This window comes from Sulfitobacter sp. AS59, assembly GCF_038899995.1.
GTDB lineage: Bacteria > Pseudomonadota > Alphaproteobacteria > Rhodobacterales > Rhodobacteraceae > Sulfitobacter.
The window spans coordinates 21,439-46,197 of the sequence record NZ_JBBMQK010000005.1; the positions used below are offsets into that span (position 1 = coordinate 21,439).

The 24,759-nt window shown below is 55.2% G+C and carries 21 protein-coding genes; 8 read left to right on the top strand and 13 right to left on the bottom strand.

Going from position 1 to position 24,759, the window contains the following annotated elements:
• Positions 1 to 77: 77 nt before the first annotated feature.
• The 4 genes from glnT to WNY39_RS12610 form a co-directional block, all read right to left on the bottom strand.
• Positions 78 to 1,403, bottom strand: coding sequence for a type III glutamate--ammonia ligase (gene glnT / locus WNY39_RS12595; RefSeq protein ID WP_342845906.1), 1,326 nt, complete (start codon positions 1,401 to 1,403; stop codon positions 78 to 80).
• 62 nt (positions 1,404 to 1,465) lie between these two features.
• A complete protein-coding gene (locus WNY39_RS12600; RefSeq protein WP_342845908.1) occupies positions 1,466 to 2,809 on the bottom strand; it encodes an FMN-binding glutamate synthase family protein in 1,344 nt (447 codons plus the stop codon).
• A 9-nt stretch (positions 2,810 to 2,818) separates the two neighbouring features.
• Positions 2,819 to 3,496, bottom strand: coding sequence for a GXGXG domain-containing protein (locus WNY39_RS12605; RefSeq protein ID WP_342845910.1), 678 nt, complete (start codon positions 3,494 to 3,496; stop codon positions 2,819 to 2,821).
• Complete coding sequence (locus tag WNY39_RS12610) at positions 3,497 to 4,423, bottom strand: glutamine amidotransferase family protein (protein WP_342845912.1); 927 nt, start codon at positions 4,421 to 4,423, stop codon at positions 3,497 to 3,499.
• A 211-nt stretch (positions 4,424 to 4,634) separates the two neighbouring features.
• On the opposite strand from WNY39_RS12610, the gene WNY39_RS12615 reads away from it, so the two are divergent.
• The 5 genes from WNY39_RS12615 to WNY39_RS12635 all read left to right on the top strand — a co-directional run bounded on the left by WNY39_RS12615 (position 4,635) and on the right by WNY39_RS12635 (position 10,186).
• Positions 4,635 to 6,026, top strand: a complete 1,392-nt coding sequence (locus WNY39_RS12615; RefSeq protein WP_342845914.1) for an ammonium transporter — start codon at positions 4,635 to 4,637, stop codon at positions 6,024 to 6,026.
• 358 nt (positions 6,027 to 6,384) lie between these two features.
• On the top strand, positions 6,385 to 7,533 hold the full coding sequence (locus tag WNY39_RS12620; RefSeq protein WP_342845916.1) for an aminomethyltransferase family protein: 1,149 nt from the start codon (positions 6,385 to 6,387) through the stop codon (positions 7,531 to 7,533).
• A 12-nt stretch (positions 7,534 to 7,545) separates the two neighbouring features.
• On the top strand, positions 7,546 to 8,142 hold the full coding sequence (locus tag WNY39_RS12625) for a dimethylamine monooxygenase subunit DmmA family protein (RefSeq protein WP_342845918.1): 597 nt from the start codon (positions 7,546 to 7,548) through the stop codon (positions 8,140 to 8,142).
• Positions 8,139 to 9,122 (top strand): PDR/VanB family oxidoreductase, encoded by a 984-nt coding sequence (locus tag WNY39_RS12630; protein WP_342845920.1) that lies wholly within the window; start codon positions 8,139 to 8,141, stop codon positions 9,120 to 9,122. The genes WNY39_RS12625 and WNY39_RS12630 overlap by 4 nt, the downstream gene beginning before the upstream one ends.
• The gene (locus WNY39_RS12635) at positions 9,119 to 10,186 is read left to right on the top strand and encodes a DUF3445 domain-containing protein (protein WP_342845923.1); all 1,068 of its coding nucleotides are present in this window, start codon (positions 9,119 to 9,121) and stop codon (positions 10,184 to 10,186) included. Before WNY39_RS12630 ends, WNY39_RS12635 begins: the two co-directional genes overlap by 4 nt.
• A gap of 5 nt (positions 10,187 to 10,191) precedes the next feature.
• On the opposite strand, the gene WNY39_RS12640 is transcribed toward WNY39_RS12635, so the two are convergent.
• The 5 genes from WNY39_RS12640 to WNY39_RS12660 all read right to left on the bottom strand — a co-directional run bounded on the left by WNY39_RS12640 (position 10,192) and on the right by WNY39_RS12660 (position 15,919).
• On the bottom strand, positions 10,192 to 10,821 hold the full coding sequence (locus WNY39_RS12640; protein WP_342846217.1) for a helix-turn-helix domain-containing protein: 630 nt from the start codon (positions 10,819 to 10,821) through the stop codon (positions 10,192 to 10,194).
• Between the two features lie 83 nt (positions 10,822 to 10,904).
• Positions 10,905 to 11,459, bottom strand: a complete 555-nt coding sequence (locus WNY39_RS12645; RefSeq protein WP_342845925.1) for a sarcosine oxidase subunit gamma — start codon at positions 11,457 to 11,459, stop codon at positions 10,905 to 10,907.
• Positions 11,452 to 14,385 carry a sarcosine oxidase subunit alpha family protein gene (locus WNY39_RS12650; protein ID WP_342845927.1) on the bottom strand — a complete coding sequence of 978 codons (2,934 nt, stop codon included), beginning with the start codon at positions 14,383 to 14,385 and terminating at the stop codon, positions 11,452 to 11,454. Before WNY39_RS12650 ends, WNY39_RS12645 begins: the two co-directional genes overlap by 8 nt.
• Positions 14,382 to 14,669, bottom strand: a complete 288-nt coding sequence (locus WNY39_RS12655) for a sarcosine oxidase subunit delta (protein WP_342845929.1) — start codon at positions 14,667 to 14,669, stop codon at positions 14,382 to 14,384. The genes WNY39_RS12650 and WNY39_RS12655 overlap by 4 nt, the downstream gene beginning before the upstream one ends.
• Positions 14,669 to 15,919 (bottom strand): sarcosine oxidase subunit beta family protein, encoded by a 1,251-nt coding sequence (locus WNY39_RS12660; RefSeq protein ID WP_342845931.1) that lies wholly within the window; start codon positions 15,917 to 15,919, stop codon positions 14,669 to 14,671. The genes WNY39_RS12655 and WNY39_RS12660 overlap by 1 nt, the downstream gene beginning before the upstream one ends.
• A 574-nt stretch (positions 15,920 to 16,493) precedes the next feature.
• Between WNY39_RS12660 and WNY39_RS12665 the strand changes: the two genes are divergently transcribed.
• The 3 genes from WNY39_RS12665 (at position 16,494) to WNY39_RS12675 (ending at position 20,508) form a co-directional block, all read left to right on the top strand.
• On the top strand, positions 16,494 to 17,435 hold the full coding sequence (locus tag WNY39_RS12665; RefSeq protein ID WP_342845933.1) for an ABC transporter substrate-binding protein: 942 nt from the start codon (positions 16,494 to 16,496) through the stop codon (positions 17,433 to 17,435).
• A 77-nt stretch (positions 17,436 to 17,512) separates the two neighbouring features.
• Positions 17,513 to 18,532: a glycine betaine/L-proline ABC transporter ATP-binding protein gene (locus tag WNY39_RS12670; RefSeq protein WP_342845935.1), complete on the top strand. Its 1,020-nt coding sequence runs from the start codon at positions 17,513 to 17,515 to the stop codon at positions 18,530 to 18,532.
• Complete coding sequence (locus tag WNY39_RS12675; protein WP_342845937.1) at positions 18,532 to 20,508, top strand: ABC transporter permease subunit; 1,977 nt, start codon at positions 18,532 to 18,534, stop codon at positions 20,506 to 20,508. Before WNY39_RS12670 ends, WNY39_RS12675 begins: the two co-directional genes overlap by 1 nt.
• Before the next feature lie 867 nt (positions 20,509 to 21,375).
• On the opposite strand, the gene WNY39_RS12680 is transcribed toward WNY39_RS12675, so the two are convergent.
• Genes WNY39_RS12680 through WNY39_RS12695 form a run of 4 tightly spaced genes read right to left on the bottom strand, consistent with a single transcriptional unit; the run spans position 21,376 to position 24,759 of the window.
• Positions 21,376 to 21,768, bottom strand: a complete 393-nt coding sequence (locus WNY39_RS12680; protein WP_342845939.1) for a hypothetical protein — start codon at positions 21,766 to 21,768, stop codon at positions 21,376 to 21,378.
• Positions 21,769 to 21,816: 48 nt separating this feature from the next.
• Positions 21,817 to 22,986, bottom strand: coding sequence for a M20 aminoacylase family protein (locus tag WNY39_RS12685; protein WP_342845941.1), 1,170 nt, complete (start codon positions 22,984 to 22,986; stop codon positions 21,817 to 21,819).
• Between the two features lie 40 nt (positions 22,987 to 23,026).
• Positions 23,027 to 23,815 carry an amino acid ABC transporter ATP-binding protein gene (locus WNY39_RS12690; RefSeq protein WP_342845943.1) on the bottom strand — a complete coding sequence of 263 codons (789 nt, stop codon included), beginning with the start codon at positions 23,813 to 23,815 and terminating at the stop codon, positions 23,027 to 23,029.
• Positions 23,812 to 24,759: an amino acid ABC transporter permease gene (locus WNY39_RS12695; protein WP_342845945.1), complete on the bottom strand. Its 948-nt coding sequence runs from the start codon at positions 24,757 to 24,759 to the stop codon at positions 23,812 to 23,814. The genes WNY39_RS12690 and WNY39_RS12695 overlap by 4 nt, the downstream gene beginning before the upstream one ends.

The following is a 24,759-nucleotide window of genomic DNA, read 5'->3' on the forward strand; positions in this document are numbered from 1 at the left end:
ACAGACAGGTTCGTCCCTCAATAAAAAGGGGCCGCGAAGTGCACACGCGGCCCTTATCTGGTCAGCTTTTAGGCACATCAGATGTCTAATGTGTTATCCTTTTCCCATTGGCTAAAGTAGCCAACGAAGCTGTCCCATTCCTGCATTTTCATTTTGATGTATGAGGCGGAGAAGTCGTCACCCATGGCGGCCTTCAGGCCGGTGTCTTTATCAAAGGCGCGCAAGCCGTCCAGCATGTTAAGCGGCAGCAGTGGCGCGTCTTTGATTAGGTGTCCTTCGGCGTACATATCGATGTCATGGCGCTTCCCCGGGTCGGCCTTGCTGCGCACACCTGACAGACCCGCTGCAATGATGACGGCCTGCAACAGATAAGGGTTCACTGCGCCGTCCGGCAGACGCAATTCAAACCGGCCCGGACCGGGAACGCGCACCATGTGCGTGCGGTTGTTGCCCGTCCATGTGACCGTGTTTGGTGCCCATGTCGCGCCCGATGTCGTGCGCGGGGCATTGATGCGTTTGTAGCTGTTCACCGTCGGGTTGGTGATCGCGGGCAGCGCACTCGCGTGTTTCATGATCCCGCCAAGGAAGTGGCGGCCCTGTTCGGACAAGCCGAGCTCTGCCGTCTGGCTGCTGTCGTTTGCGTCCATCGCGAAGACGTTTGTTTTGCCGTCCAGATCCCAGACCGATATATGCGCGTGACAGCCGTTGCCAGTCAGACCCTCGACCGGTTTGGGCATGAACGTGGCGCGGTACCCGTATTTTTCCGCAACGGTTTTGACCATGAACTTAAAAAAGCTGTGCTTGTCAGCGGTGGCCAACGCATCGTCGTAATCCCAGTTCATTTCCCATTGGCCGTTCGCGTCCTCATGGTCGTTCTGGTAGGGGTTCCAGCCGAGTTCCAGCATGTGGTCGCTTATTTCCTGGATCACCTCCAGGCGGCGCATGAACGCCTGCTGGTCATAGCATGGCTTGGCGGCGGTATCGTATGGGTCACTGATCTGCTCACCGTCCGGTGTCAGCAAAAAGAACTCGGCTTCGATCCCTGTTTTGACGCGCATGCCTTCTTCGGAGGCTTCATCAATCAGGCGGCGCAGAACGTTGCGCGGGGCCTGTGCGACGGGTTCACCTTCCATGACGCAATCCGCAGGCACCCATGCCATTTCGCGGTTCCATGGCAGAATGATAACGGCGTCTGGGTCGGGGACCGCCAACATATCTGGGTGGGCAGGGGTCAGGTCTAGCCATGTGGCGAAACCTGCAAAACCAGCCCCGTCTTCTTGCATGTCGGCAATGGCGCGCGCTGGTACGAGTTTGGCCCGCTGCCCGCCGAACAAGTCAGTAAAGCTGATCATGAAGTATTTAACGCCGTTGTCGGCCGCGAATTTGGCAAGATCTTTGGTCATTGCAATTTCCCTTGTGGTGCAAAGAAAGGGCGCGACCCACGTGGTCGCGCCCATATTATCGGTCAGTAGGATGTGCCCGGTTTTCCGGGGTACCAATCGGTACCCGCCAGCGGGATTTTGGCCATGGCGGCGGCTTCCATCGTCAGGGCACACAGGTCTTCGGGTTCGAGGTTGTGCAGATGGTTTTTGCCGCACGCCCGCGCGATCGTTTGCGCCTCAAGCGTCATCACCTTGAGGTAATTGCTCAATCGTCGCCCACCCTCAATGGGATCAAAACGTTTCATCAATTCAGGGTCCTGCGTGGTGATGCCTGCGGGGTCTTTGCCCTCGTGCCAATCGTCATAGGCACCCGCCGTTGTGCCAAGCGCATTATACTCGGCCTCCCATTTAGGGTCATTATCCCCAAGTGCGATGAGGGCAGCGGTGCCGATGGCGACCGCATCCGCACCCATCGCCATAGCCTTGGCCACGTCAGCGCCAGTGCGGATACCGCCCGACACAATCAGTTGCACTTCGCGGTGCATCCCAAGATCCTGCAATGCGCGCACGGCTTCACGGATGCACGCCAAGATCGGTTGGCCGACGTTTTCGATAAAAACATCCTGCGTGGCGGCTGTGCCGCCCTGCATTCCATCCAGCACAACAACATCGGCGCCGGCTTTCACGGCGAGCGTGGTGTCAAAGTAAGGACGTGCGCCGCCGACTTTGATGTAGATCGGCACTTTCCAACCTGTAATTTCACGAAGCTCGAGAATTTTGATCTCAAGATCATCAGGGCCCGTCCAGTCAGGGTGACGGCACGCCGAACGTTGGTCTATGCCTTTAGGAAGGTTGCGCATTTCGGCGACGCGGTCGCTGATCTTTTGACCCAACAACATGCCACCGCCGCCCGGCTTAGCGCCCTGACCAACAACAATTTCAATTGCGTCGGCGCGGCGCAGATCATCGGGGTTCATCCCGTACCGCGACGGCAGATATTGATAGACAAGTTTGTTGGAATGACCGCGTTCTTCGTTGGTCATGCCGCCGTCACCCGTCGTGGTCGATGTGCCAGCAATGGTGGCTCCGCGCCCCAATGCTTCTTTGGCAGGGCCGGAGAGAGCACCAAAGGACATGCCAGCAATAGTAATGGGGATGTCGAGCTCGATCGGGTTCTTTGCGAAGCGCGTGCCAAGCGAAACCGAGGTCTCGCATTTTTCGCGGTACCCTTCGAGAGGGTAGCGCGACATGGACGCTCCAAGAAACAGCAGGTCGTCGAAGTGAGGCAATTTACGTTTCGCGCCACCGCCGCGAATGTCGTAGATGCCCGTTGCCGCAGCACGGCGGATTTCGGCGTTTACGGGGTTTGAGAAAGTCGCGGATTGAATGGGCGTCGTACGACGTGCGCCGTTGGATGTATCTGTCATGGCTGTTCCTTAGTACGCATTATCGATTTTGAAGGTGTAGAGCTCGCGCGCTGAACCGTAGCGTTTGAATTCCTCTGGTTTGGCGTCAGCGCCTGCCCGTTCCAGCAGGTCCGCAAGGATCGACAAATGTTCGGGGCGCATTTCCTTTTCGATGCAGTCCGCACCAAGGGATTTGACCGAACCGCGTACAAAAAGGCGGGCTTCATAAAGGCTGTCACCCAAGGCTTCTCCAGCGTCGCCGCAGACAACAAGGTTGCCCGTTTGCGCCATGAACGCAGACATGTGCCCGATATTGCCGTGCACAACGATGTCGACCCCCTTCATGGAAATCCCGCAGCGTGACGATGCGTTGCCTTTGATAACCAACAACCCGCCGTGGCCCGTGGCACCCGCGTATTGGCTGGCGTCACCGTCGATGACGATCGTGCCGCTCATCATGTTTTCAGCGACACCCGGCCCGGCAGAGCCTTTGATATTAATCGTCGCCTGTTTGTTCATGCCGCCACAGTAATACCCCGTGGACCCTTTGACGGTGACCTCGATGGGGGCGTCTAATCCGCAGGCAATCGCGTGGGCACCTTTAGGATTTACGATTTCCCAAGATGTTTGGTTGGTGTTTTCGGCCTGCGCATGCAGGATTTCGTTCATCTCGCGCAGCTCGATGTCCGCCATATCTAGTGTTTGCATTTAAGCGGCTTTCTCTTTGGTAGGCTGGTCAGAATGGCTCCAGAAATAGACGGTTGCGGGTTCCGGTTCCCAAACGCGGGCGTCCTCAATTCCGGGCAGGTCGACTAAGGCGCGGTATTCGGACCCGAAGGCGACGTATTGATCGGTTTCGGCCATGACGGCGGGCTTGCAGGCGATCGGGTCGCGCACGACGCCAAAGCCGTCCTTGGTGCCAACCACAAAGGTGAAGAACCCGTCCAGATCATCAAGGCTGCTTTCAAGCGCTTCGCCCAAAGTTGCGCCATTTTGCATTTTCCATGTCAGATAGGCCGCGCCGACTTCTGTATCGTTCTCAGTTTCTATGTGAATGCCCTCGCGGCGCAGCTTGCGGCGCAGGCTGGCGTGGTTGGACAGGGATCCGTTGTGTACGAGGCACTGGTCGTTGCCAGTATTAAAGGGGTGCGCACCCATGGTGGTGACCGCTGATTCTGTCGCCATACGCGTGTGACCTATGCCGTGGCTGCCCGACATTTGCTCAATCTCAAAGCGTGCCGCCACATTTTTAGGCAGGCCAACTTCTTTGTAGATTTCCAAAGTATCGCCGCGACTCATGATCCGAAGCGCCGGATTGACCTGAGAAATCGCCGCGCGGGCGTTTTCGATCGCGCATTGAGGGACGCTCAAGACCGCGTGCGTGCTTGAGGTTTTCATCGTTACCGGTGCGCCGATCACCTTTCCCAAGGCGTCGTCTAGACCGTCAAAATCTGTTTCCGGTGTATCCGACTGAACCACGATTTTCGACTTATCCATTGAATCGTTTGAATAAATCGCGATGCCCGCACTGTCGGGGCCGCGGTCCGTCATCGTGATGAGCATTTTTGTCAGCAGTGAACCCAATTGCGGTTCAAGCGCTTTGTCTTTCAGGAATAACCCGACAATACCACACATATCGCTACCCTCATTTGTTCTCCTGCACATCGCAGGTTGATCGAATCTGACGCTAGCACCGCAATTCGGAACGATCAACAGTAGGAAACTTATTTTCACGACAGTCAATAAAGTTCTGGCCAGATGAAAATCTCCGTGGTTCATTTTTAGGAACGACCCGCACTGCAAGAGGTCGGCCGACTGCAACATTAACCGACAAGGGAACGAAACCGTGGAAGAACAACTCGCTGAACTAGTAGCGCAGGTCGCTGCCATAGAAACGAAAGGCAATCTGACGAACACGATGTTCGCAGAGCTTTACTATTACCTCACCATTCCGTTGATGATCATCATTCACGCGGGCTTCTTGGCCTATGAGATGGGCGCATCCCGCGCCAAGAACGCGTTGTCATCGGGTGTGAAAAACATTCTCGCGTTTGCATTCGTTATTCCGGCCTTCTACTTCTTTGGCTGGTGGGTCTACTGGGGCTTCCCAACAGGTCTGACGCTTTCGGAAGGCGCAAATGGCATTTCCGGCGCGGCCTATGCCAACGCCATCGCGTGGCCTTGGGGTGAAAGCGCCGCTTACATGGGGCCAAACACAGAAGACCAGATTGATGGCGTTTTCTGGGGCGCGTTTGCCCTGTTCGCGGCGACGACAGCCTCCATCATGTCCGGTGCTGTGATCGAACGCATCCAGACAGTCGGCTTCGTTATCTGCGCAATCGTTCTTGGTGGTTTCAGCTGGACGCTGGCCGCTGCTTGGGCCTGGCACTCTGATGGCTGGTTGGTCACGCAGTGGGGTGTACATGACTTTGGCGCGGCAGGTTTGGTGCACGCCGTTGCGGCCTTCTTTGCGCTGGGTGTCTTGATCAACCTTGGTCCACGTCTTGGCAAATTCAACGAAGATGGCACTGCAAACGACCTTCCGGGTCATAACATGCCACTGACGGCCACTGGGCTGATGATCATCATCGTCGGGTTCTGGGGCTTTTTGATGGGCTGTGTTGTTGTTGGTGGCGAAGCTTGGTCATGGGGTGGCAACTACGCGACCATCTATGGCACGCCGACAAACCTTGGCGCATTGGCGTTCAACGTTCTGATGGCCATCGGTGGCGGTATCATCGGCGCGTGGGTCTTCACTAAAGATCCGTTCTGGATGATGTCTGGCGCACTTGCTGGGATTATTTCCACCGCTTCCGGTCTGGATTTCTACTGGCCTGGTCTGGCGTTCATCATCGCAGTAGGTGCGGGTCTGCTTCTTAAGCCTGCAGCAACCTTCCTTGAAAAGTTCGGCATTGATGACGCTGTTGGTGCCGTAACGGTGCACGGCACATGCGGCATCTACGGTATGCTGGTCCTTGGTATTACGGCGGCTGGCTATCCAGCACTGGGTGGTGAAGGTGCACCAACCATCAGCCTTATGGGTCAACTTGTTGGCTCCGTTGTGTTCATCGCACTCGGTCTTGGCACCGGCTACGGGACATCCTTCGTGTTGAAGATGTTCGGCATGCTACGTGTTCCTGCCGCCGTTGAACTTGCAGGCCTCGATACCGTCAAGGTCCCTGCACAAGCCTACCCAGAGGGCATCTCCATCTCTGCCCCAAGTGCAACCAAAGCTTAAATAGAAGGAGTAACGACTATGGGATTTCCATTTGAACCAGCGACTTGGGAAGGTGTGTCCGGCCCAATCTTCATGGGGTACGGTAGCGCATGGCCGGGTATCTTCAGTGTGATCGGGATCGCTCTGTGTATCGCAGCCTTGGTGATTGGCCAAAAGGCCGAGGCCAAGAGCTACAGTAAGTACAAGAGATACGGCAAGTCTAAGTAAGACGCTGAATAATGATGCAGAGGGGCCTGTTATGCGGGCCCCTTTTGCCTGTTAGGAAACTTTATTTAGTGTCAGTCTTGATTTTGTTTAGCGCCTGAGTCTCAATCATCGCAAGCAGAACAATACGATCAACACCGATAGGGGAATCAAAATGGCCATTCTTTGGAGAGCATCCGCGCTAGCACATCGGCATGCTGAAATTGGCGGTGAGTTGGAAGATTGGAATGGTATGGGAACCGCTTGGTTCTATGACGACACACCAGAACGCGCCAAAGCAGACTACGAAGCGGTCCGCACAAAAGCCGGCCTTATGGATGTGTCAGGCCTCAAGAAGGTCCATGTCGTTGGTGCCGATGCGGCCTATGTAATCGACCGGGTAACCACCCGCAATGTCGAGAAAATCGCGCCGGGCCGGTCGACCTATGCCTCGATCCTGAACGCTGAGGGCAAGTTTATCGATGACTGCATCATTTACCATATCGCTGTGAATTCATGGCTGGTGGTGCATGGCACGGGCACGGGAATGGAACAGCTGGCCTCTGTCGCTGCCGGTAAGAATTGTGAAATCCTATTTGACGACGATTTGCACGATATGTCTCTTCAAGGACCTGTGTCGGTTGATCTTTTGGCGCAAGAAATCCCAGCGATCCGCGACCTCGCATATTTCGGCCTGATGCAGACACGCCTTTATGGGCGTGATGTTATGATCTCTCGCACGGGCTACACTGGCGAACGGGGGTACGAGATTTTCTGCCGCGCCAAGGATGCCACCCACCTTTGGGACAGTATTCTGGAGGCGGGCAAAGACATGGGAGTGCGCCCCGTGCAATTCTCCACGCTCGATATGTTGCGGATCGAAAGCTACCTGCTGTTCTATCCCGGCGATAACTCTGAAACCTTCCCGTTTGACGATGAGCCTTGCGGCGACACGCTGTGGGAACTGGGCCTCGACTTTACGGTCTCACCCGACAAGCAGGGCTTTATCGGGGCCGAAAACCACTACGCCGCAAAGGGCAAAGAACGCTTCAAGATTTACGGCGTGAAATTGTCTGACAGGATGGATCAGATGGAGATGTTTGCCCGCGTAATGGCGGACGGCAAAGACGTCGGCGTGATCACCTACGGGTTGTCCTCCGAGTTGAACGATTACTCCGTTGCGATTGCACGCCTTGACCCGAGCGTGGCCAAAGCAGGCACCAAATTGACTGTTGTCCAACCGGACGGAACCGAGCTTGCCGCGACGGCCGAAGAGATGCCGTTTTACGACCAAGACAAATCCATCCGCACAGCGAAAGGGTAGGGAGGACGCAGCATGTCGAAGTTTGTATTCCCACCCAGCATCGGAAGCCGCCCCATCTGGGGGGCGTTGGAGCCACGAGCTGGCGCGTCACATTTGTTTATAGCTGACGCGCAAGGTGCTGAGGCGATCATCGACGTCGCCACACCGGAGTTGATGAAGGCAGGGCATATCATTTTCATCAGCCGTGGAACGGATTACGCCGATAAGTTGCGCGCGCTCGCGCCTGCGCAGTTTTACGAAGGGCCAAGCTATGAGGCATCGTTGCCCCGCATCAAACGCGTCCTGAGCGATGCAAAAATGGGACTCCAAGTATACCTATCCGGCACTGAAAGCCTGATGGGTCAGGCCACAATCGAGGCGACCTCGGCGGGCGTGCCACCGGCGGCGATCCAAACCGAACACCGCGGATCGACGGCACGGCGGATGCAATGTGTGCACTGCAAAGGGTTTACCGAGGATGTGGAGACTGATCCGTTCGTGTGCAGCCATTGCGGATTAAACCTGTTTGTTCGCGACCATTACTCGCGTCGATTAGCAGCCTATCAAGGGGTCTGCGTCGACGCCGAAGATCCTGGAAATGTGCCAACGCCAAAGAGGATCTACGAATGAGCGCGCCGCAGAAAACTAAATCCGGCCCCGCGCAAATCGACGTCACGGTCAGCGCGGTTGTCCCCATTACCGAATTTGTGACGCGGTTCGAATTCACTCGCACGGATGGCGCGGATTTTCCGCCGTTTTCGGGCGGCGCGCATACCGTTGTTACCATGCAAGACGGAACGCGCACGAGGCTTAATCCATACTCCCTCATGTCCGATCCTGCCGACCTTTCGACCTACGCTATCTCGGTGCGCCGCGAAGACGAAGGACGGGGCGGGTCGGTGTTTATGCACAGCCAGGTGACGCAGGGCGACGCGATGACGCTCACCAATCCGGTGAACTTGTTCAGCCTCGACCTTCGTGCCAAGAAACACATCTTCTTTGCGGGCGGTATTGGCATCACACCGTTTCTGGCGATGATCGGGCAGCTCGAACTGACCAACGGAAACTGGGAATTGCACTACGCGTCCCGGACGCCTGAAAACGCGGCTTATGCGGATGTGCTTTTGGCTAAGTTCCCGACCAAGGTGCATGTTTATTACAGCAGCGCGAATGAGCGCATTCCGCTTGCCGACGTATTGAATGGTCAGCCACTTGGCTCGCACGCTTATGTCTGCGGGCCCGAGCGTTTGATCAACGGGGTTCACGACACAGCGACCGGTCTTGGATGGCCAGACACCAACGTTCATTCCGAAGAATTCCTTGCACCCGCCGCCGGTACCCCGTTTGAGGTTCGCCTGTGCAAGTCGGACAAGACGATCACCGTGGGCGAGCACGAAAGCCTGCTTGAAGCGTTGGAACGCGAAGGTGTGGATGCGCCGTTCCTGTGCCGTGGCGGGGCGTGTGGGCAGTGCGAAACCGATGTTGTCGGCGGCGCGGGTGAGCTCATTCACCGCGACCACTGGCTTGATGATGAAGAGCAGGCCAGCGGCAAGAAAATCATGCCTTGTGTTAGCCGTTATGCCGGCGAATTGTTGGAGATTGACCGATGAGTATTCAATTCAACGACGAAACCTTTCGTGACGACTATTCATTCCATAACTCCGAATGGGCGATCAAGCGGTTCCCATTTCCGTTCCATGAAGACAATTACATGTATTCAATGAATGCTGAACAACATCAGGGTGGGCCGGATGGGTCTGTCTATGAAAACCGGTTCGATGTGGATGAACACTACGTCTCAGAGATGCACGACCGTACCAAGGTTTTGGCGGATGATCCGCTTCGGTGCCAATCCTTGCCGCATATGACTTTGGCGGGGTGGGACCTGCTCGAACTGATCATGGTTTCCAAATCCGAAGACTATCCCGACTTGTTCGAACTTCACCGCGACGGCAATCAATGGCGTTGGGTGAACAAGCCGCTTGGCATTAATGATACGTTTACCTTTTTGGATGACTCCACGCTGCCCTACGGACCGATGGAATACATCACCCGTCAGACACAGGGCGATTTTGCCTTGCTGGATCAGCGCGAGGACAACCTCTGGATGGACGCGGGCATGATTACTACGCAGGCTGACTGGTCACTGGATTTTGACATCGGAATGAACTTTTTCGAGTGGCATGCGCCTGTGCCAAAGGCCAACGAGATGGGGATTTTCAAACGCGCGTTGAAGTACCTCATCAACATTCCGCAGGGGTCACCGGGGCGGCGGTTGAACTGGACGATGACGGTGAACCCGCTGCTCGATACCTCGCCGGAAAACTACCATAAATGGGGCATCCAGAAGACTACGTTGACGCCGGAAAACATCGGCGCGAAACAACACCTTCGTGTCGAATTGCAAACTTTCTTTCGCTTGCCGCGATCCAATGCTTTGGCATTTCCGATCCGCTGTTATCTGTGCAGCTTTCAGGATCTGACGACGATGCCGAAATGGGGCCGCCGTTTGCATCGTGTTATTCGCGATTTACCCGATGAACTGGCGACCTATAAGGGCTTCATCGACAACCGCCCCATGATGTTGGACTATCTGTCGAAGTTTGATGACGGGTTGCCGACGAGCCCCGGAATCTTTCCCGAACCAGAGACCGAGCCACCTCTCAAAGTGTAAGAGGATCAGGTTTTCTGCGGGTAGCTGATGATCGAGAGATAGCGCGACGGTAGCTTCACGAGTTCTTCGGGGCCGTGGGGCGCGTCGGCGTCAAAGAACAGGGTATCCCCCGGCTTGAGTGGGTAGATCTGATCCCCGTGGCGGTAATTGACCTCGCCTTCGAGCATGTAAATCGTTTCGATCCCACCGTGTTGGAAAGCGGGAAAGACGTCGGATTTTTCGCTGAGGGTAATCATGTATGGTTCGACGATCACGCCGCTGGCGTTTGATCCGATGTGACCCAAAAGGTTGTACTGGTGGTTGGCGCGGGTGCCTTCACGTTCTAGCTCAACGCCTTCACCAGCTTTGGTATGAACCGCCGAGCGCCCTTCTTCAAAGCCACGGAAAAACGATGTGATCGGCACGGACAGTGCGTTCGCCAAGGTTTGCAATGTGGTCAAAGACGGAGACGTGTTTCCGTTTTCGATCTTGGACAGCATCCCGATTGACAGGCCCGTGGTTTCGGAAAGATCGGCCACCGTGATGTTTTGCTTGCGACGATGGGCGCGGACCTCCCGACCGATCGCAACCTCGAGAACTTTTTCGCGAGTCTCGCGGACGCGGTGAGGATCTTGGGACAATGGGGTCGCGGCCATAGAACTGGTTTTCACTTTATAAAGGGTTCTTCGGTTCTAAGGCTTTCGTTAGGGTGGTCAAGACCTCAGAGGTTAACGCGGGGTTACGCCACAGAGGTCGCAGCGGTCATTAACGCATGGTGTAGGCTTTGTGCAGACGCACGTGGTCCAAGGATACGGATGTGATCCTCGTCGGCGCGGCGGATAATGAAACAGCCCAGCTGGTGGATCATCGTGCGTCGAACATCACCGGCGACCATTTTTCGGATTGGGATGTTGCACAGGATTTCGCACATGTCCGGCATTTTCGCGCCCGTCACATCGAACACAACCCAAGCGCCCGATTGTTCGGTCACAGAGGCCGCATCGCCGAGCTTGGCCTTGAGCTGGTCAGCTATGTTTTCGTGAGTTTCCATAGGTGCGCCAATCATCCACTGATCCAGCCCCATCCAGAACCCTGCTTCGGGGTCGTGTAAAACGGTTCTTCCCACATCCGGCACTTCGCCAAGAACGGCTTTGAGAACTTTGGCGCAAGTATCCTTGCCGCCGTTTCGCGCGGCCACAGAGGCCAGCGCGACGCCAGTGTTCTCTGCGATGGTCACGGTGCCGATGGTGTGCGGTGTTACGCCAAGCGCGGGCGTCGGTGTTAAGTCATGCACGAAGCCGCTCCCCCTCTGGGTCAATGAAATGGGCGCTGCAAATTTCGACCGCGACATCAAAGCCCGTCAGTGGGCTCACCAGTCGCATGGTCTCGCCGATCCGATTGCTGCCGTCCTTCAGATACGCGAGCGCGATGTGATGGCCCAGATTGGGGGAATAGCAGGCAGACGTCACATAGCCTTGGTCGTGGGCTGCATCTACGGGACCATCGGCTGTCATCAGATGTGCTCCCGCTGGAACCTTGTCAGCCGGATCAAGAGGTTTAACCCCGACCGCACGTAGGTCTTCCGGTTGTTTCAACCCTTCGCGGCGCGATAGCACCGCACCGATGCTGTCCTTCTTGGTACTAACCATACGCCCCATGCCTAGGTTCGCCGCTGTGGTGGTGCCATTCAATTCATTACCCGCCGCATGGCCTTTTTCAATCCGCATGACGCCGAGGGCTTCGGTGCCGTATGGGGTGATGTCGAACTCTGCACCAGCCTCCATTATGCGGCGGATCAACGCGTCGCCGTAGGCTGTCGGAACTGCAAGTTCATAGGCGAGCTCACCACTGAACGAGATGCGGAATAGCCGTGCCCGCAGACCGCCGCACACAGTAATGTCGCCGCATGCCATGAAGGGAAAGGCGTCGTTGCTGATGTCTTGATCGACGATCTTTTCAAGCACGCAGCGCGCGTTCGGGCCAGCCACAGCGTATTGAGCCCATGCTTCGGTCGTGGATATAAGTTGCACGTCCATATCTGGCACGAGGCATTGGCGCACGAATTCCATATGGCGATACACGGGTAGGGCGTTTGCGGTGGTGGTGGTGACAACGAAATGATCTTCGGCCATTCGTGCGGCCGTGCCATCGTCCATGGCGATGCCGTCTTCGCGCAACATCAACCCGTAGCGCACTTTGCCGACGGGCAATTTCGCGAAACCGTTGCAATAGATCATATTTAGGAAGTCGGCTGCATCGGCGCCTTGCACGTCTACCTTTCCAAGGGTCGTCACGTCACACACGCCTACCGATCCGCGCGTTGCCAAAACTTCGCGGTCGACACTTTCGCGCCACGTCGTTTCGCCCGCACGCGGAAACCACTGGGCGCGCATCCAATTGCCGACCTCAACAAAGACCGCGCCTTGTTCTTCAGCCCATCCATGGGTTGGTGTGAGGCGTTTGGGGTGGAAGTCCTGGCCACGGTGCCGTCCACCCAAGGCACCGATCGCGACGGGGGTATAGGGGGGTCGGAACATCGTCGTACCAACCTCGGGGATGGTTTTGCCCGCAAGTTCAGCCATGATCGCAAGCCCGCCCATGTTGGCTGTCTTGCCTTGGTCAGTTGCCATGCCGAGCGTTGTGTAGCGTTTGAGGTGCTCGACAGATTTGAACCCCTCTTGGTGGCTGAGTTTCACGTCCTTCACGGTCACGTCGTTTTGCTGGTCAAGCCATGCGCGGCTTGCACCTTCAACATACCAGAACGGCGTGATGTTGACGGGCGCATCCTCGGCCTGCGGCATTTTGGGCATGCGTCCCTTAAGGCCCAATGCGGTACGTGCCGCTGTAGCGCCACCCGCCAATGCGCCGGCAGTGGACATGTCGCCCTTGGCAGCGCCCGTGACGATCATGCCCACAGGCAAGGCATCAGGGGTGAATGCCGCGAGGGCATCGTTCCACGCTGGACGCCCTTGTTGGTGGCACGTCATATGCACGTTGGGGTTCCAGCCACCCGATACGCCCAAGGCGTTGCATTCGATGGTCCGATCAGTCCCATCCGAAAGGCGCACCTGCACAAAGGTCAGCCCAAGCCGCCCCATGGTGTCAGTTACTTGCGCACCAGCCAGAACTTCGTAATCCATTGAACGCGGCGCATCTGTGCGCGGGTCAATAACAGTGACTTTCACGCCCTTGGCGTGCAAGTCGGCGGCTGTGCGGTGACCGTCATCGTTGTTGGTGAAGATCGCAGTTCGGTGCCCCACAGCCACACCAAAACGGTTGGCGTAGCTGCGCAAGGCGCTGGCAGTCATGATGCCGGGGCGATCATTGTTGTTGAACGCAATCGGGCGTTCGATGGCACCCGCCGCCAACACGGTTTTCTGCGTATAGATCCGCCAGAGGATTTGGCGTGGCTTACCGTCCATCGGGGTGGCGATATGGTCGCTCACCCGTTCAACGGCACCATAGGTGCCGTGATCAAACGCGCCGATTACAGTGGTGCGTGCCATAAGCCGCACGTTGGGCATCGCCGCCAGTTCCGCGATAGTTTGCGCGGCCCAGCCTGCACCAGCGTGGTCGCCAATCGCAAAGGTTTCGCTGTTCAGCCGTCCGCCCATGCGAAAATCTTCATCCGCGAGGATCACGTCCGCTCGGCTGCGTGCGGCCGTTAGCGCGGCCATCAGTCCCGCTGGCCCCGCACCGATGATTAACAGATCGCAATGTAGGAAACCCTTGTCATACACATCGGGGTCATCTTGAAGCGAAAGCGACCCAAGTCCCGCCGCGCGGCGGATGATTGGCTCGTACACTTTTTCCCAAAACGCCTTGGGCCACATGAAAGTCTTGTAATAAAACCCTGCCGTTAGGAAATTTGATAAGCGGTCATTGATCGCCAATAGATCGAAGGACAACGACCCAAGTCGGTTTTGGCTCGTCGCGGTCAACCCTTCGAACAGTTCCGCAGTCGTGGCGCGGGTGTTGGGTTCTTGGCGTGCTCCGCTGCGCAATTGCACCAAGGCATTCGGTTCTTCTGACCCAGCGGTCAACGGCCCACGTGGACGGTGATATTTGAAGCTGCGCCCCATGAGCCGCACACCGTTTGCCAACAAGGCAGAGGCCAGCGTGTCGCCCTCGTGCCCGTGATAGACTTGTCCATCGAAGGTGAATTTCAGCTTTGTGTCGCGGTCAATCTGGCCGCCGTCGATCCGGTTTTTCTGGGTCATTTTGAACGCCCCTGTGCACGGGCCACATCACGGGCGAGTTCAACGTTTGAAATCTCATGGGTCAGCGTGTTGCGTGTTACAATCAACCAAGAACGGTCACCCGCCTCATGGAACCACAGCTCTCGGTGCCAGCCCGCAGGGTTGTCGCGCAAATAGGCGTAGTCAAAGAACGCCGCCGCCGCATTCGCGTCGTCTGGGTCCGGGCGGTCGATCAGGCGGGCGTCGCCCATGTAGGTGAATTCGGCGCTGTCGCGGGGGCCAAGCAGGGGGTGGTCAATAATCATCAGTGCAAATTGGGCTGATTGCCCATCCCTTTTTCGTCAATCATCAGGCCCTTTTCAAACCGATCAAACCGGTAGGCTGTGGCGTTGGGGTGTGGTTCGCCTTTGGCCAGTAAATGCGCAAAGGACATGCCGCTGGCAGGGGTCGCCTTAAAGCCACCGTAACACCAGCCGCCATTGAAATAGAGCCCGTCGATATGGGTCTTGTCGATGATCGGGGAGCCATCCATCGACATGTCCATAATCCCGCCCCACATGCGCAAAAGCCGCGCACGGCCCAACATCGGGAAGATCGCCATTGCGCCCTCGCAGACGTCTTCGACCACGGGAAGGTTGCCGCGCTGGGCGTAGGAATTATAGCCGTCAATGTCGCCACCAAAGACAAGGCCGCCCTTGTCGGATTGACTGCAGTAAAAGTGCCCCGCGCCAAATGTGATGACGCCGGGCAGGACGGGTTTGAGCCCTTCGGAGACGAAGGCCTGCAAGACGTGGCTTTCGATGGGCAGGCGCATGTTGGCCTTGCTCATCAATCGTGACGAGTTACCTGCGACCGCGCAGCCGACTTTGCCTGCGCCAATAAACCCGCGTGATGTTTCAACGCCTTTGCAGACACCGTTTTCGATACGAAAGCCCGTGACCTCGCAATTCTGAATGATATCAACGCCGCGACTGTCCGCACTGCGCGCATAGCCCCATGCGACCGCATCATGGCGCACCGTGCCGCCGCGATGCTGCGCCAAGCCCCCTTTGATCGGGAAACGCGCATCGTCTGTGTTCAAGAACGGATAGCGCTTTTTGATATCGGCCGTGCTAAGCATGTCAGCATCTGCACCGTTCAGGATCATTGCATTGCCACGCCGTGTGAACGCATCCCGCTGTCCGTCCGAATGGATCAGGTTCAGGATGCCGCGCTGGCTGACCATTGCATTGTAATTGAGGTCTTGTTCGAGGCTTTCCCACAGCTTGAGCGACATCTCGTAGAACGGCTCATTGCCGTCCAACAGGTAGTTGGAGCGCACAATCGTGGTGTTGCGGCCAACGTTGCCACCACCAATCCAGCCCTTTTCAATCACGGCAACACGGGATTGCCCGAATTCCTTGGCAAGGTAGTGTGCTGTCGCCAAACCGTGCCCGCCGCCGCCAATAATGACAATGTCATAGTGCGACGCCGGTTCGGGGTCACGCCACGCAGGCGTCCACCCCTTGTGCCCTGTTAGGGCTTCCTTGATCACACGAAAACCAGAGTAACGCATTGTAACCTCATCCGAGCTCTCTAGAGCGGTTCCGTGCTAGCACGAATCTCACGCCTTCTGAGCTACATGAACGGGTTTCTGCCGAGATGGCAATATTACTAATGAGAAATAATATTGAATATTGGGAATAATTCTGTCGCGTGAGGAGCTGCTTATAACAACCGCGATACGCGAACACATAGCGCGGCCGGACAGAGCGTAAACTTCAAATATTGGATATCTGTCTGGTTGCGCGGGCTTCTTGTTCTCCGTGATCGCGGCATGTGTAGTACGGCGCGCGGGTTCAAAATCGAATCGAGCATGACAACACGGTTGCCCCCAAATGAGGTCGCCGACTTGGTGAGTCCGTGAGTGATTGGACACATATATGTGCAAGTACGACATCGACGTTCAAATAACGGGCAGACGAGCTGTAACCGTAAGAAAAAAACTTGACCCACAGGAAAATCATGAGACGCTGAACTGGAAGTAATGCCGGCGCAGATGAAGAAACGCGCGGTCAACCTACGGCTTCGATGACCTGAAGCCAGAAAGACGCCGCACAACAAGGCGTTGCCACACAAGGAGACTAGACATGAAAAATATGACAACAGCTTTGACCGCAGGCGTGCTTGCGCTTGGGTCTACTGCCGCAATGGCGCAAGACAGCAGCGACCCGATCGTGATCCCTATTCACAACTGGTCCAGCCAGATCGTGATGTCCAACGTCGTTGGCCAGATCCTCGAACAGCAGGGTGCAGCGGTTGAATACGTTACCACGGACAGCCAAGCCGTTTATGAATCAATTCGTTTGGGTGACGTCACATTCGAAGTCGAAGTCTGGGAAGGCGCGTTTGGCGCATCCTTCCGTGCGGCCATGGAAAAGGGTGGCATCGTTGACGTCGCGGACCACGATGCCGTGACCCGCGAGGACTGGTGGTATCCTATGTGGACCAAAGACGCATGCCCCGGACTGCCTGATTGGGAAGCGTTGAACGATTGCGCCGCTTTGTTCGCAACAGCTGAAACCGGCGAGCAAGGTCGTTACCTTGATGGTCCTGTTGACTGGCTCAAGCACGGTCAGGAACGCGTTGAGGCGCTGGATATGAACTTTGTTGTTGTGAACGCAGGTTCCGCAGCCGCGCTCTGGGCCGAAATCGGTGCTGCCGAAGCAGACCAACGCCCCGTTGTGGTGTTTAACTGGACACCCAACTTTGCCGAAGCCGTCTGGCCGGGGGAATTCGTTGAATTCCCGCCCTATGAAGAAGGCTGCGACACAGACCCTTCTGTTGGGGTGAACCCTGATGCGCTGTATGATTGCGGGAATCCTGCGACGGGTTACCTCAAAATAGCGGCTTGGGAAGGAATGGAGGAAAAGTGGCCTGACGCATACGCTGTGCTCGAGCAGGTCAGCTTCACCAACCCGCAGATCGCCGAGATGGCCAAGATGGTCGACATCGACGAGATGGAGCCTGATGAAGCTGCGGCTGTCTGGCTCGAAGAGAACGAGGATGTTTGGGGTGCGTGGGTTAACTAAGCCCCAGCAACATTGAACGTAAAAGCTATCCCGGGCCGGCAATATGCCGGGCTGGGGCATTTATCACGAGGATTCACATGTCAGTTGATAGTCCCGTTATTTCCTGCAGGAACGTATGGAAAATATTTGGCCCCGATCCTGCGGCGTTCTACAAGAAAATGAATGATGGAATGAGTTTCGATGACATCCGTAAAGCGGGCTATATTGCTGGTGTGCGGGATGTATCCATCGACGTTCACAAGGGCGAGATGTTGGTGATCATGGGGCTTTCAGGGTCTGGTAAATCGACATTGGTGCGTTGTTTTTCGCGGCTGCATGACATTACCGGCGGATCAATAGCCGTCGAAGGGCAGGACATCATGTCGCTCGTCGAGAAAGACCTGATTGAACTACGCCGATCTAAAATGGGCATGGTGTTTCAATCTTTCGGATTGCTGCCGCACCGCACTGTTCTGGAGAACGTGGCCTTTCCGCTTGAAATGCGTGGCCAAGACAAACACACGCGGCGCGAACGCGCGCTTGAGGTGGTGAAGCTCGTTGGACTTGAGGGACGCGAAGGCTATTTCCCGCGCGAGTTATCTGGTGGCCAGCAGCAGCGCGTCGGGATCGCCCGAAGTCTTGCGATAGAACCCGATATTTGGTTTCTGGACGAACCGTTCAGCGCGCTTGATCCGTTGATCCGCCGCGAGATGCAGGACGAATTCTTGCGCCTGCAACAGCTGTTGAACAAGACGATTGTGTTCATCACGCACGATTTTGACGAGGCCCTGCGCCTTGCAGATCGCATTGCGATCATGAAGGACGGCGCGATTGAACAATGCGATACGCCCGATCAGATCGTGTTGCATCCAGCCACGGAATACGTTCGCAAATTTACCGAAGATATAGACAAAGCCCGTGTTGTTCATGCAGGTGTATTGGCGAAACCTGATGTCAAAGGTACGGGCGACCCTGTTGATGCCAAGGCCACGATCAAAGCACTCGCGAACCAATTAGTTTATGACGCCCGAGATGTCATCCCGGTGCAAAAGGACGGTAAAATCGTTGGCGGCTTGAACCGACAGGACGGACTTACTGTTCTTTTAGGGGCCGATTGATGGCCAGAATTGCAACGACCCGGCCAAACACACACACACCGTTGTCGGGCCGCCATTTGGCATGGGGATTTTTTGCCGCTGCGGTTGTTCTTACTGTATCGCATTACATAGGGTTATTGCCGTCGTGGCTGCACCGCCTGCCAGAAGCAATGATCCCAAATTTTGCAGCCTGGCTGGATTTTCTTTTCAATTTCATTAAGGATGATTTGGGGCTGTTGAAGCTCACAAGATTTGTGACAGGTGGTCTCGAATGGCTGCTCGATACCTCGGGTAACATCTTTTACGGAAAGCGTCGTTGGCCGAATTTAGGCCCAATCCCATGGACTGCTTTGACCATGGCAGTGGCAGTGATTGGTTGCTACCTAGGTGGGTGGAAACTCGCACTTTTTGGCGGCATTACCCTGTCGTGGACAGCCTTGATGGGCCAATGGGAGATAGCGATGGAGACAGTGTCAGTGCTGCTTGTCTCTGTCCCCATGGCTTTCGTGATTGGCTTGTCGCTGGGCATTGCTGCTTGGAAGTACAAAAAGGTCGATGCGGCGATTAAACCGATCCTGTCGGTTCTACAAACGCTGCCATTCTTTACATACCTTTTACCCGCCGTAATTTTCTTTAAGGTAGGGCCGACAGCGGGGGCCGTGGCGACGACAGTCTACGCGATTCCTCCTATGATCCTTATGACGACGCTTGGGCTCCAAAAAGTATCACCAGAAGTAGTCGAAGCTGGAGAAATGTCGGGGTGTTCGCGGTATCAAATGTTGCGTCACGTCTACATCCCCGCCGCGCGCGCCGAAATTTTGATTGGTGTAAATCAGGTCATCATGTTGTCGCTTGCAATGGTCGTTCTTACGGCCTTTATCGGCATGCCGGGCCTTGGAGCGAAGCTGCTGCAAATGCTTGGCAGTTTCAAATTGGGCCGCTCTTTCGAGGTCGGTGTTACGATTGTCCTGCTCGCCGTCACGCTTGATCGCATGTCAAAGGCATGGGTGTCTAAACAGCCTGAACATTTCGAACGTGGAACCGCCTTCTGGGCACGCCATAAGACACTGCTAATCGGTGTCGTTCTAGTCGGTATCTGCGTGGTATTGGCGCGATCTATTCCGTTTTTGGGAGAAGTCGGACGTGGTCAAGATTTCAGCGTTGGCAGGCAATTGGACACCATAATCCGCGGGTTCCTTGATATCGAATGGGTGAAAGCCACGACAGGGTTTCTGCGGGCGTTCCTCAATGTCCAAGTCTTGATCCCTTTTCGAAACTTTATGTTGTCGATCCCCACACCCGCGATGATTTGCCTTGTCGCGGCATTTGCCTTCACATTGGCAGGTCGCAAGCAGGCGATGTATGCGATTATTTTCTTCTCGCTGGTGGCTCTTTCGGGGTGGTGGGATCGCGCCATAATTACGCTGTATTCTGTGGTGTCGGCCGTTATAATTGCGGCATTCATAGGACTGCCTGTAGCGATCATCGCAGCGCGGTCAGACAAGTGGTCGCGCCGGATGCTTCTGATGTGTGACACCTTCCAGACGTTCCCAAGCTTTGTCTATTTACTGCCCGCAATCATGTTGTTTGGCATCACGGACATCGCGGTCATCTTTTCGATTGTTATTTTTGCGACAGTGCCACTGATCCGCTACACTATCGAAGGGTTAAGCACGGTTCCCCGTGAAATGACCGAGGCGGCGGATATGTCAGGCGCTACGCGCATGCAAAAGTTGTGGAACGTGCAACTGCCGCTGGCCCTGCCAACAATGGCCATCGGGTTCAACCAAGCGATCATGTTCGCCTTCTTCATGGTCATCATAGCAGCTTTCATCGGAACGCAGGACTTGGGGCAGGAATTGCAACGGACACTGGCGGGAACTGATCTGGGCAAGAACTTTGTGCTGGGTATCTGTGTATCGCTCATGGCACTCACGTTTGATTTGACAATTATGAAATGGGCCGCTGACAAAAAACGAGCGTTGGGGCTGCCTTAATCTTATTCTTGATCGCTTTGCGAGATCGGTCGCGGATGTATGGAATGTAAGTAGTTAATTTTCTTACTAGCTCTTTATCTGCTCATCGGGCGACGCAGCCGATTTGGCTGCGAGCAATAATACGTTACTGGAGCCAGAGTAAGGTTAGAGGCTATTCATTGAATGTGTGATCCTCGAAAGCGGCCCTTCATTCATGCCGCAACATTGGCCAATGAGGGCTCCTTGCTGCCGTTCGCTGCCAAATGCCCCAAGGTCTGTACTGGAGTAGTGCACTGCTACCTAGAAACTGGACCATTTTGAATTAGAGTTTCCGACTGCTGCTTTCCTGGCTGGGACGGAGAAGCAGTTTCGACTGGCTGAGTGGGTCGAGATGAGCCGCAGCAGGCTACCGGGCGATCGATAGCCGTGCACCGCTCTCACAAAGGGCTAAACAATCGGGCTGAGAACATCCATCTTCCGTTTCGAAAACGAGAAAGAGCGCAGCAAGTTTTTGACACAGGTAAGAGAGCAGCACAGAACCCAATGCGGAGCAGGATGTGATACAGTCCAGAGTGTAAACATCGTCATGATTCGAGAGTAATTACACAATATCAGGTGTTTAAGTAAAATTTTCTACTTTAAAATGGTGCCCAGGGGCGGAGTGCAAATATCTATTTAAAACAACAATTTGTAAGAAGGTGGGATACTAGATTTGATCACCGTTTATTGAGAGATTTCGAATTTTTGTCCCACCGGTTTTGTCGGGCTGGCTCGCTTGGGCGGCACAAAAGCTGGCTTGAGCTTCAACTGAGCCTCATTGAGCGTCTTGGTGAAAAATCATTTAGCGCAAAATATGTTTCGGGTGCTGCCTCTTCAGAATACGCGTCATTATCTGGGCCTCAACGCAAGCCACATGATTGTGTCGCCGCCGAGGGCAGAGATAACCTTGGGACCTACATTGGCCGATAAAACAGCCACAAAAGCATTCAGCCCAAAGTCCTGAAGAAAACTACGCGCACCTTCATGTACGGGACCACCAAAGTTCGGATTCCTGCTCCGGAAATAACTGACGCCCACACCCGCCATAATCACACCAGCGGACGTTCCGAGCGCGAAGGGGATGCCGGAAACCGTGACTGTGACGATCCCGACCAAGTACCCAACCAACATGGCAAGCGCGAGATAGAGCACTTCGGACTTCATTGTTGGCAAAATCGCATGCCCGCCAAGTTGTTTTACTGCCGCTTTAATGGCAGCATCCGGACCTATCAGGCGCAGCACATCGCCAAAACGGACGTCGCTGTCGGGGCTCTTTATGTTTTAACTGGATTAGCTCAAGTAGCGTTCAGCGAGCCGCGCCCAGAGTGCTGCCCCAGTTGTAAGGCTACGGTCGTTAAAATCATAATTTGGGGTATGCAAGGCCGCGGAGTCTTCGCCATTCCCGAGACGGATGAAGCAGCCGGGTTTGTGGTCAAGGTAGTGGGAGAAGTCCTCGCTTCCAGGAATTAACGCGCACTCCGGAACGCTTCCTTCGCCGGTGAGTTCAGTTGCAACCTCTGTGGCAAACGCTGTCTCTTCAGGCGCGTTGAACACGATAGGGTGGCCGCTGTCATACTCTATATCAACAGTCGCACCCCAGCTTTCTGCTTGTGTTTCTACGATCATATATATGCGGTCTTTGATAAGCGCACGGACCTCGGGAGAGAAGGTGCGCACGCTAAGTGACAAGCTTGCCGACTGAGCGATTACGTTCGTCGCGGTGCCCCCATTGAACGTGCCGACTGTAACCACGGCTGTTTCCGTGGAATCGACACTGCGTGACACGACCGTTTGCAGAGCCATGACTATAGAGGAACCAACTACGATGGGATCGATACACAAGTGTGGGCGGGCAGCGTGACCACCTTTTCCGTGCAGCGTGATATTCACAGTGTCTGCAGCAGCCATCAACGGGCCGGACCTCATCAAGATGGTGCCCGCCGGAGCGCCTGGATGATTGTGTAGCCCAAAAATTGCATCACAAGGGAAGCGTTCAAACAATCCATCCGCAATCATTGCTTTCGCGCCGCCATTGGGTCCAACTTCTTCCGCTGGTTGAAAAATGAGATTTAGCGTGCCCGAAAAATTGCGAGTGCGTGCAAGGTATTCAGCGGCCCCCAGCAACATTGTAGTGTGTCCATCATGGCCACAAGCATGCATGATCCCAGGGGCTGTGCTGGCATATTCGGATTCGGTGACCTCAGTGATCGGTAACGCATCCATGTCCGCACGGATCGCAATAGAACGGTTGCCGTCGCCTTCTCTCAATCGTCCTACAACCCCATGACCACCAACGTTGCGAGTAACTTCATAGCCCCATTGTTCAAGCTTTCCAGATACAAACGCGGCTGTGTTTTCCTCCTGAAACGACAGTTCTGGGTGGGCATGCAGGTGGTGCCGGATGCGCAGCATTTCTGCTTCCGCCGAGGCGAAGTCTTCAAGTTCTGCAAATTTTTTCATGTCTTTCCGAACGGCGAGATGCCATCCGCCTTCCGTGGAGTTAAAGGACGCGGCGCAGAAATTCTTTTGTGCGCTCTTCTTTGGGATTTACCAAAACATCTTCGGGCTTGCCTTGCTCAACGATATGTCCGCCATCCATAAAAATCACGCGATCGGCGGCTTCTCGGGCGAATGCAATCTCATGGGTGACAACGATCATCGTCTGACCTTCGGCGGCGAGGCCACGCATCGTGCTTAGCACTTCTCCAACCAGTTCCGGGTCTAACGCTGATGTTGGCTCGTCAAACAACAGGATTTTGGGTTTCACGGCCAATGCTCGTGCAATCGCGACCCGTTGTTGCTGCCCACCTGAAAGTTGACGAGGATAGGCGTTAAGTTTGTCGGCCAACCCAACTCGATTGATCAGATCCGTTGCAATCGTGATGGCGTCACGACGCTTGATGCCATGCACACCTACAGGCGCTTCGATGACGTTTTGTAGCACCGTCATATGCGGGTAGAGATTGAAGCTTTGGAACACCATCCCCATTTTGCTGCGCTGCTTAGCAATAGCGGTGCTGCTGAGTGCGACCAGTTTGTTGTTGCGCAACTCAAAGCCGATTTGCTCACCATCGACCTCGATAAACCCTTGGTTGATGTGTTCCAACCGGTTGATGCACCGCAACAAAGTGGATTTTCCTGATCCAGACGGCCCGAGGATCGCAACAACCTCGGAAGGAGCGACGTCCATATCGATCCCTTTGAGTACATTATTACTTCCGTAGGACTTGTGAACATTGCGCGCACGCATGATCGGGAGAGCCGGCGGATTTTTATCTACGAAGGTCATAGCTTTGCCTCATCCTGATTGATAAGAATTTCGGAGTTTTCCATAACGACCCGATGTTGATCACCGCGAGCGTAGTAGCGTTCGATGCGGGACTGTAGGACGCTAAGGACGGTAACGATCAAAAGATACCAGAGTACGGCAACCATCAGCATCGGGATCACCTCGAAATTTCGGTTGTAGATGGATTGAACGGAATAAAGCAGGTCCGCCATAGCGATGACCGAGACCAAAGATGTGGCTTTGATCATACTGATGAATTGGTTGCCGGATGGCGGAACAATGCTGCGCATAGCCTGGGGGATCACCACTCGCCACAGCGCTCGCATGGGCTTCATTCCAAAGGATTCTGCAGTTTCCATTTGCCCGCGCTCAACGGACAGTAAGCCACCGCGAATGATCTCAGCCATGTAGGCCGCTTCATTCAGGGCGAGACCGATGATGGCGGCCGTAATTGGGGTGATCAAATCATTGGAATTCCATGCAGCCAGGGTGGGGCCGAAGGGGATTGAGAGGGAGATTTGAGGGAAAAGGAAAGACAAGTTGTACCATAAAATCAGCTGGACTAGTAAAGGGGTGCCGCGAAAGAACCATACGAAGCCCCCAGAAATCAGGCGTGCGAGGGGATCATCCGACATCCGTCCAATTGCCAATGGTAGACCCAGGATGACGCCCAACACCATGCTGACGACGGCGAGCCATATAGTCACAAAAAGTCCGTCCAGAACCGTTTTGTTAAAGAAGTATTCGACAACAATCGGCCAGCCAAAATTCTTATTCTCAGCAACTAAAAGAGCGAAGTCCGCTGCAAACAGGAGGACAAGGACCCACAACAGGACCTTGGCTTTTGGTATGGGGCGATGCGCCCTTGCGACATCGCGCAGCATATACTCCTGGTCCGCCAATGGCGTTCTGGATTGCGTCTGGTTCAAGTTCACATCGCTCAT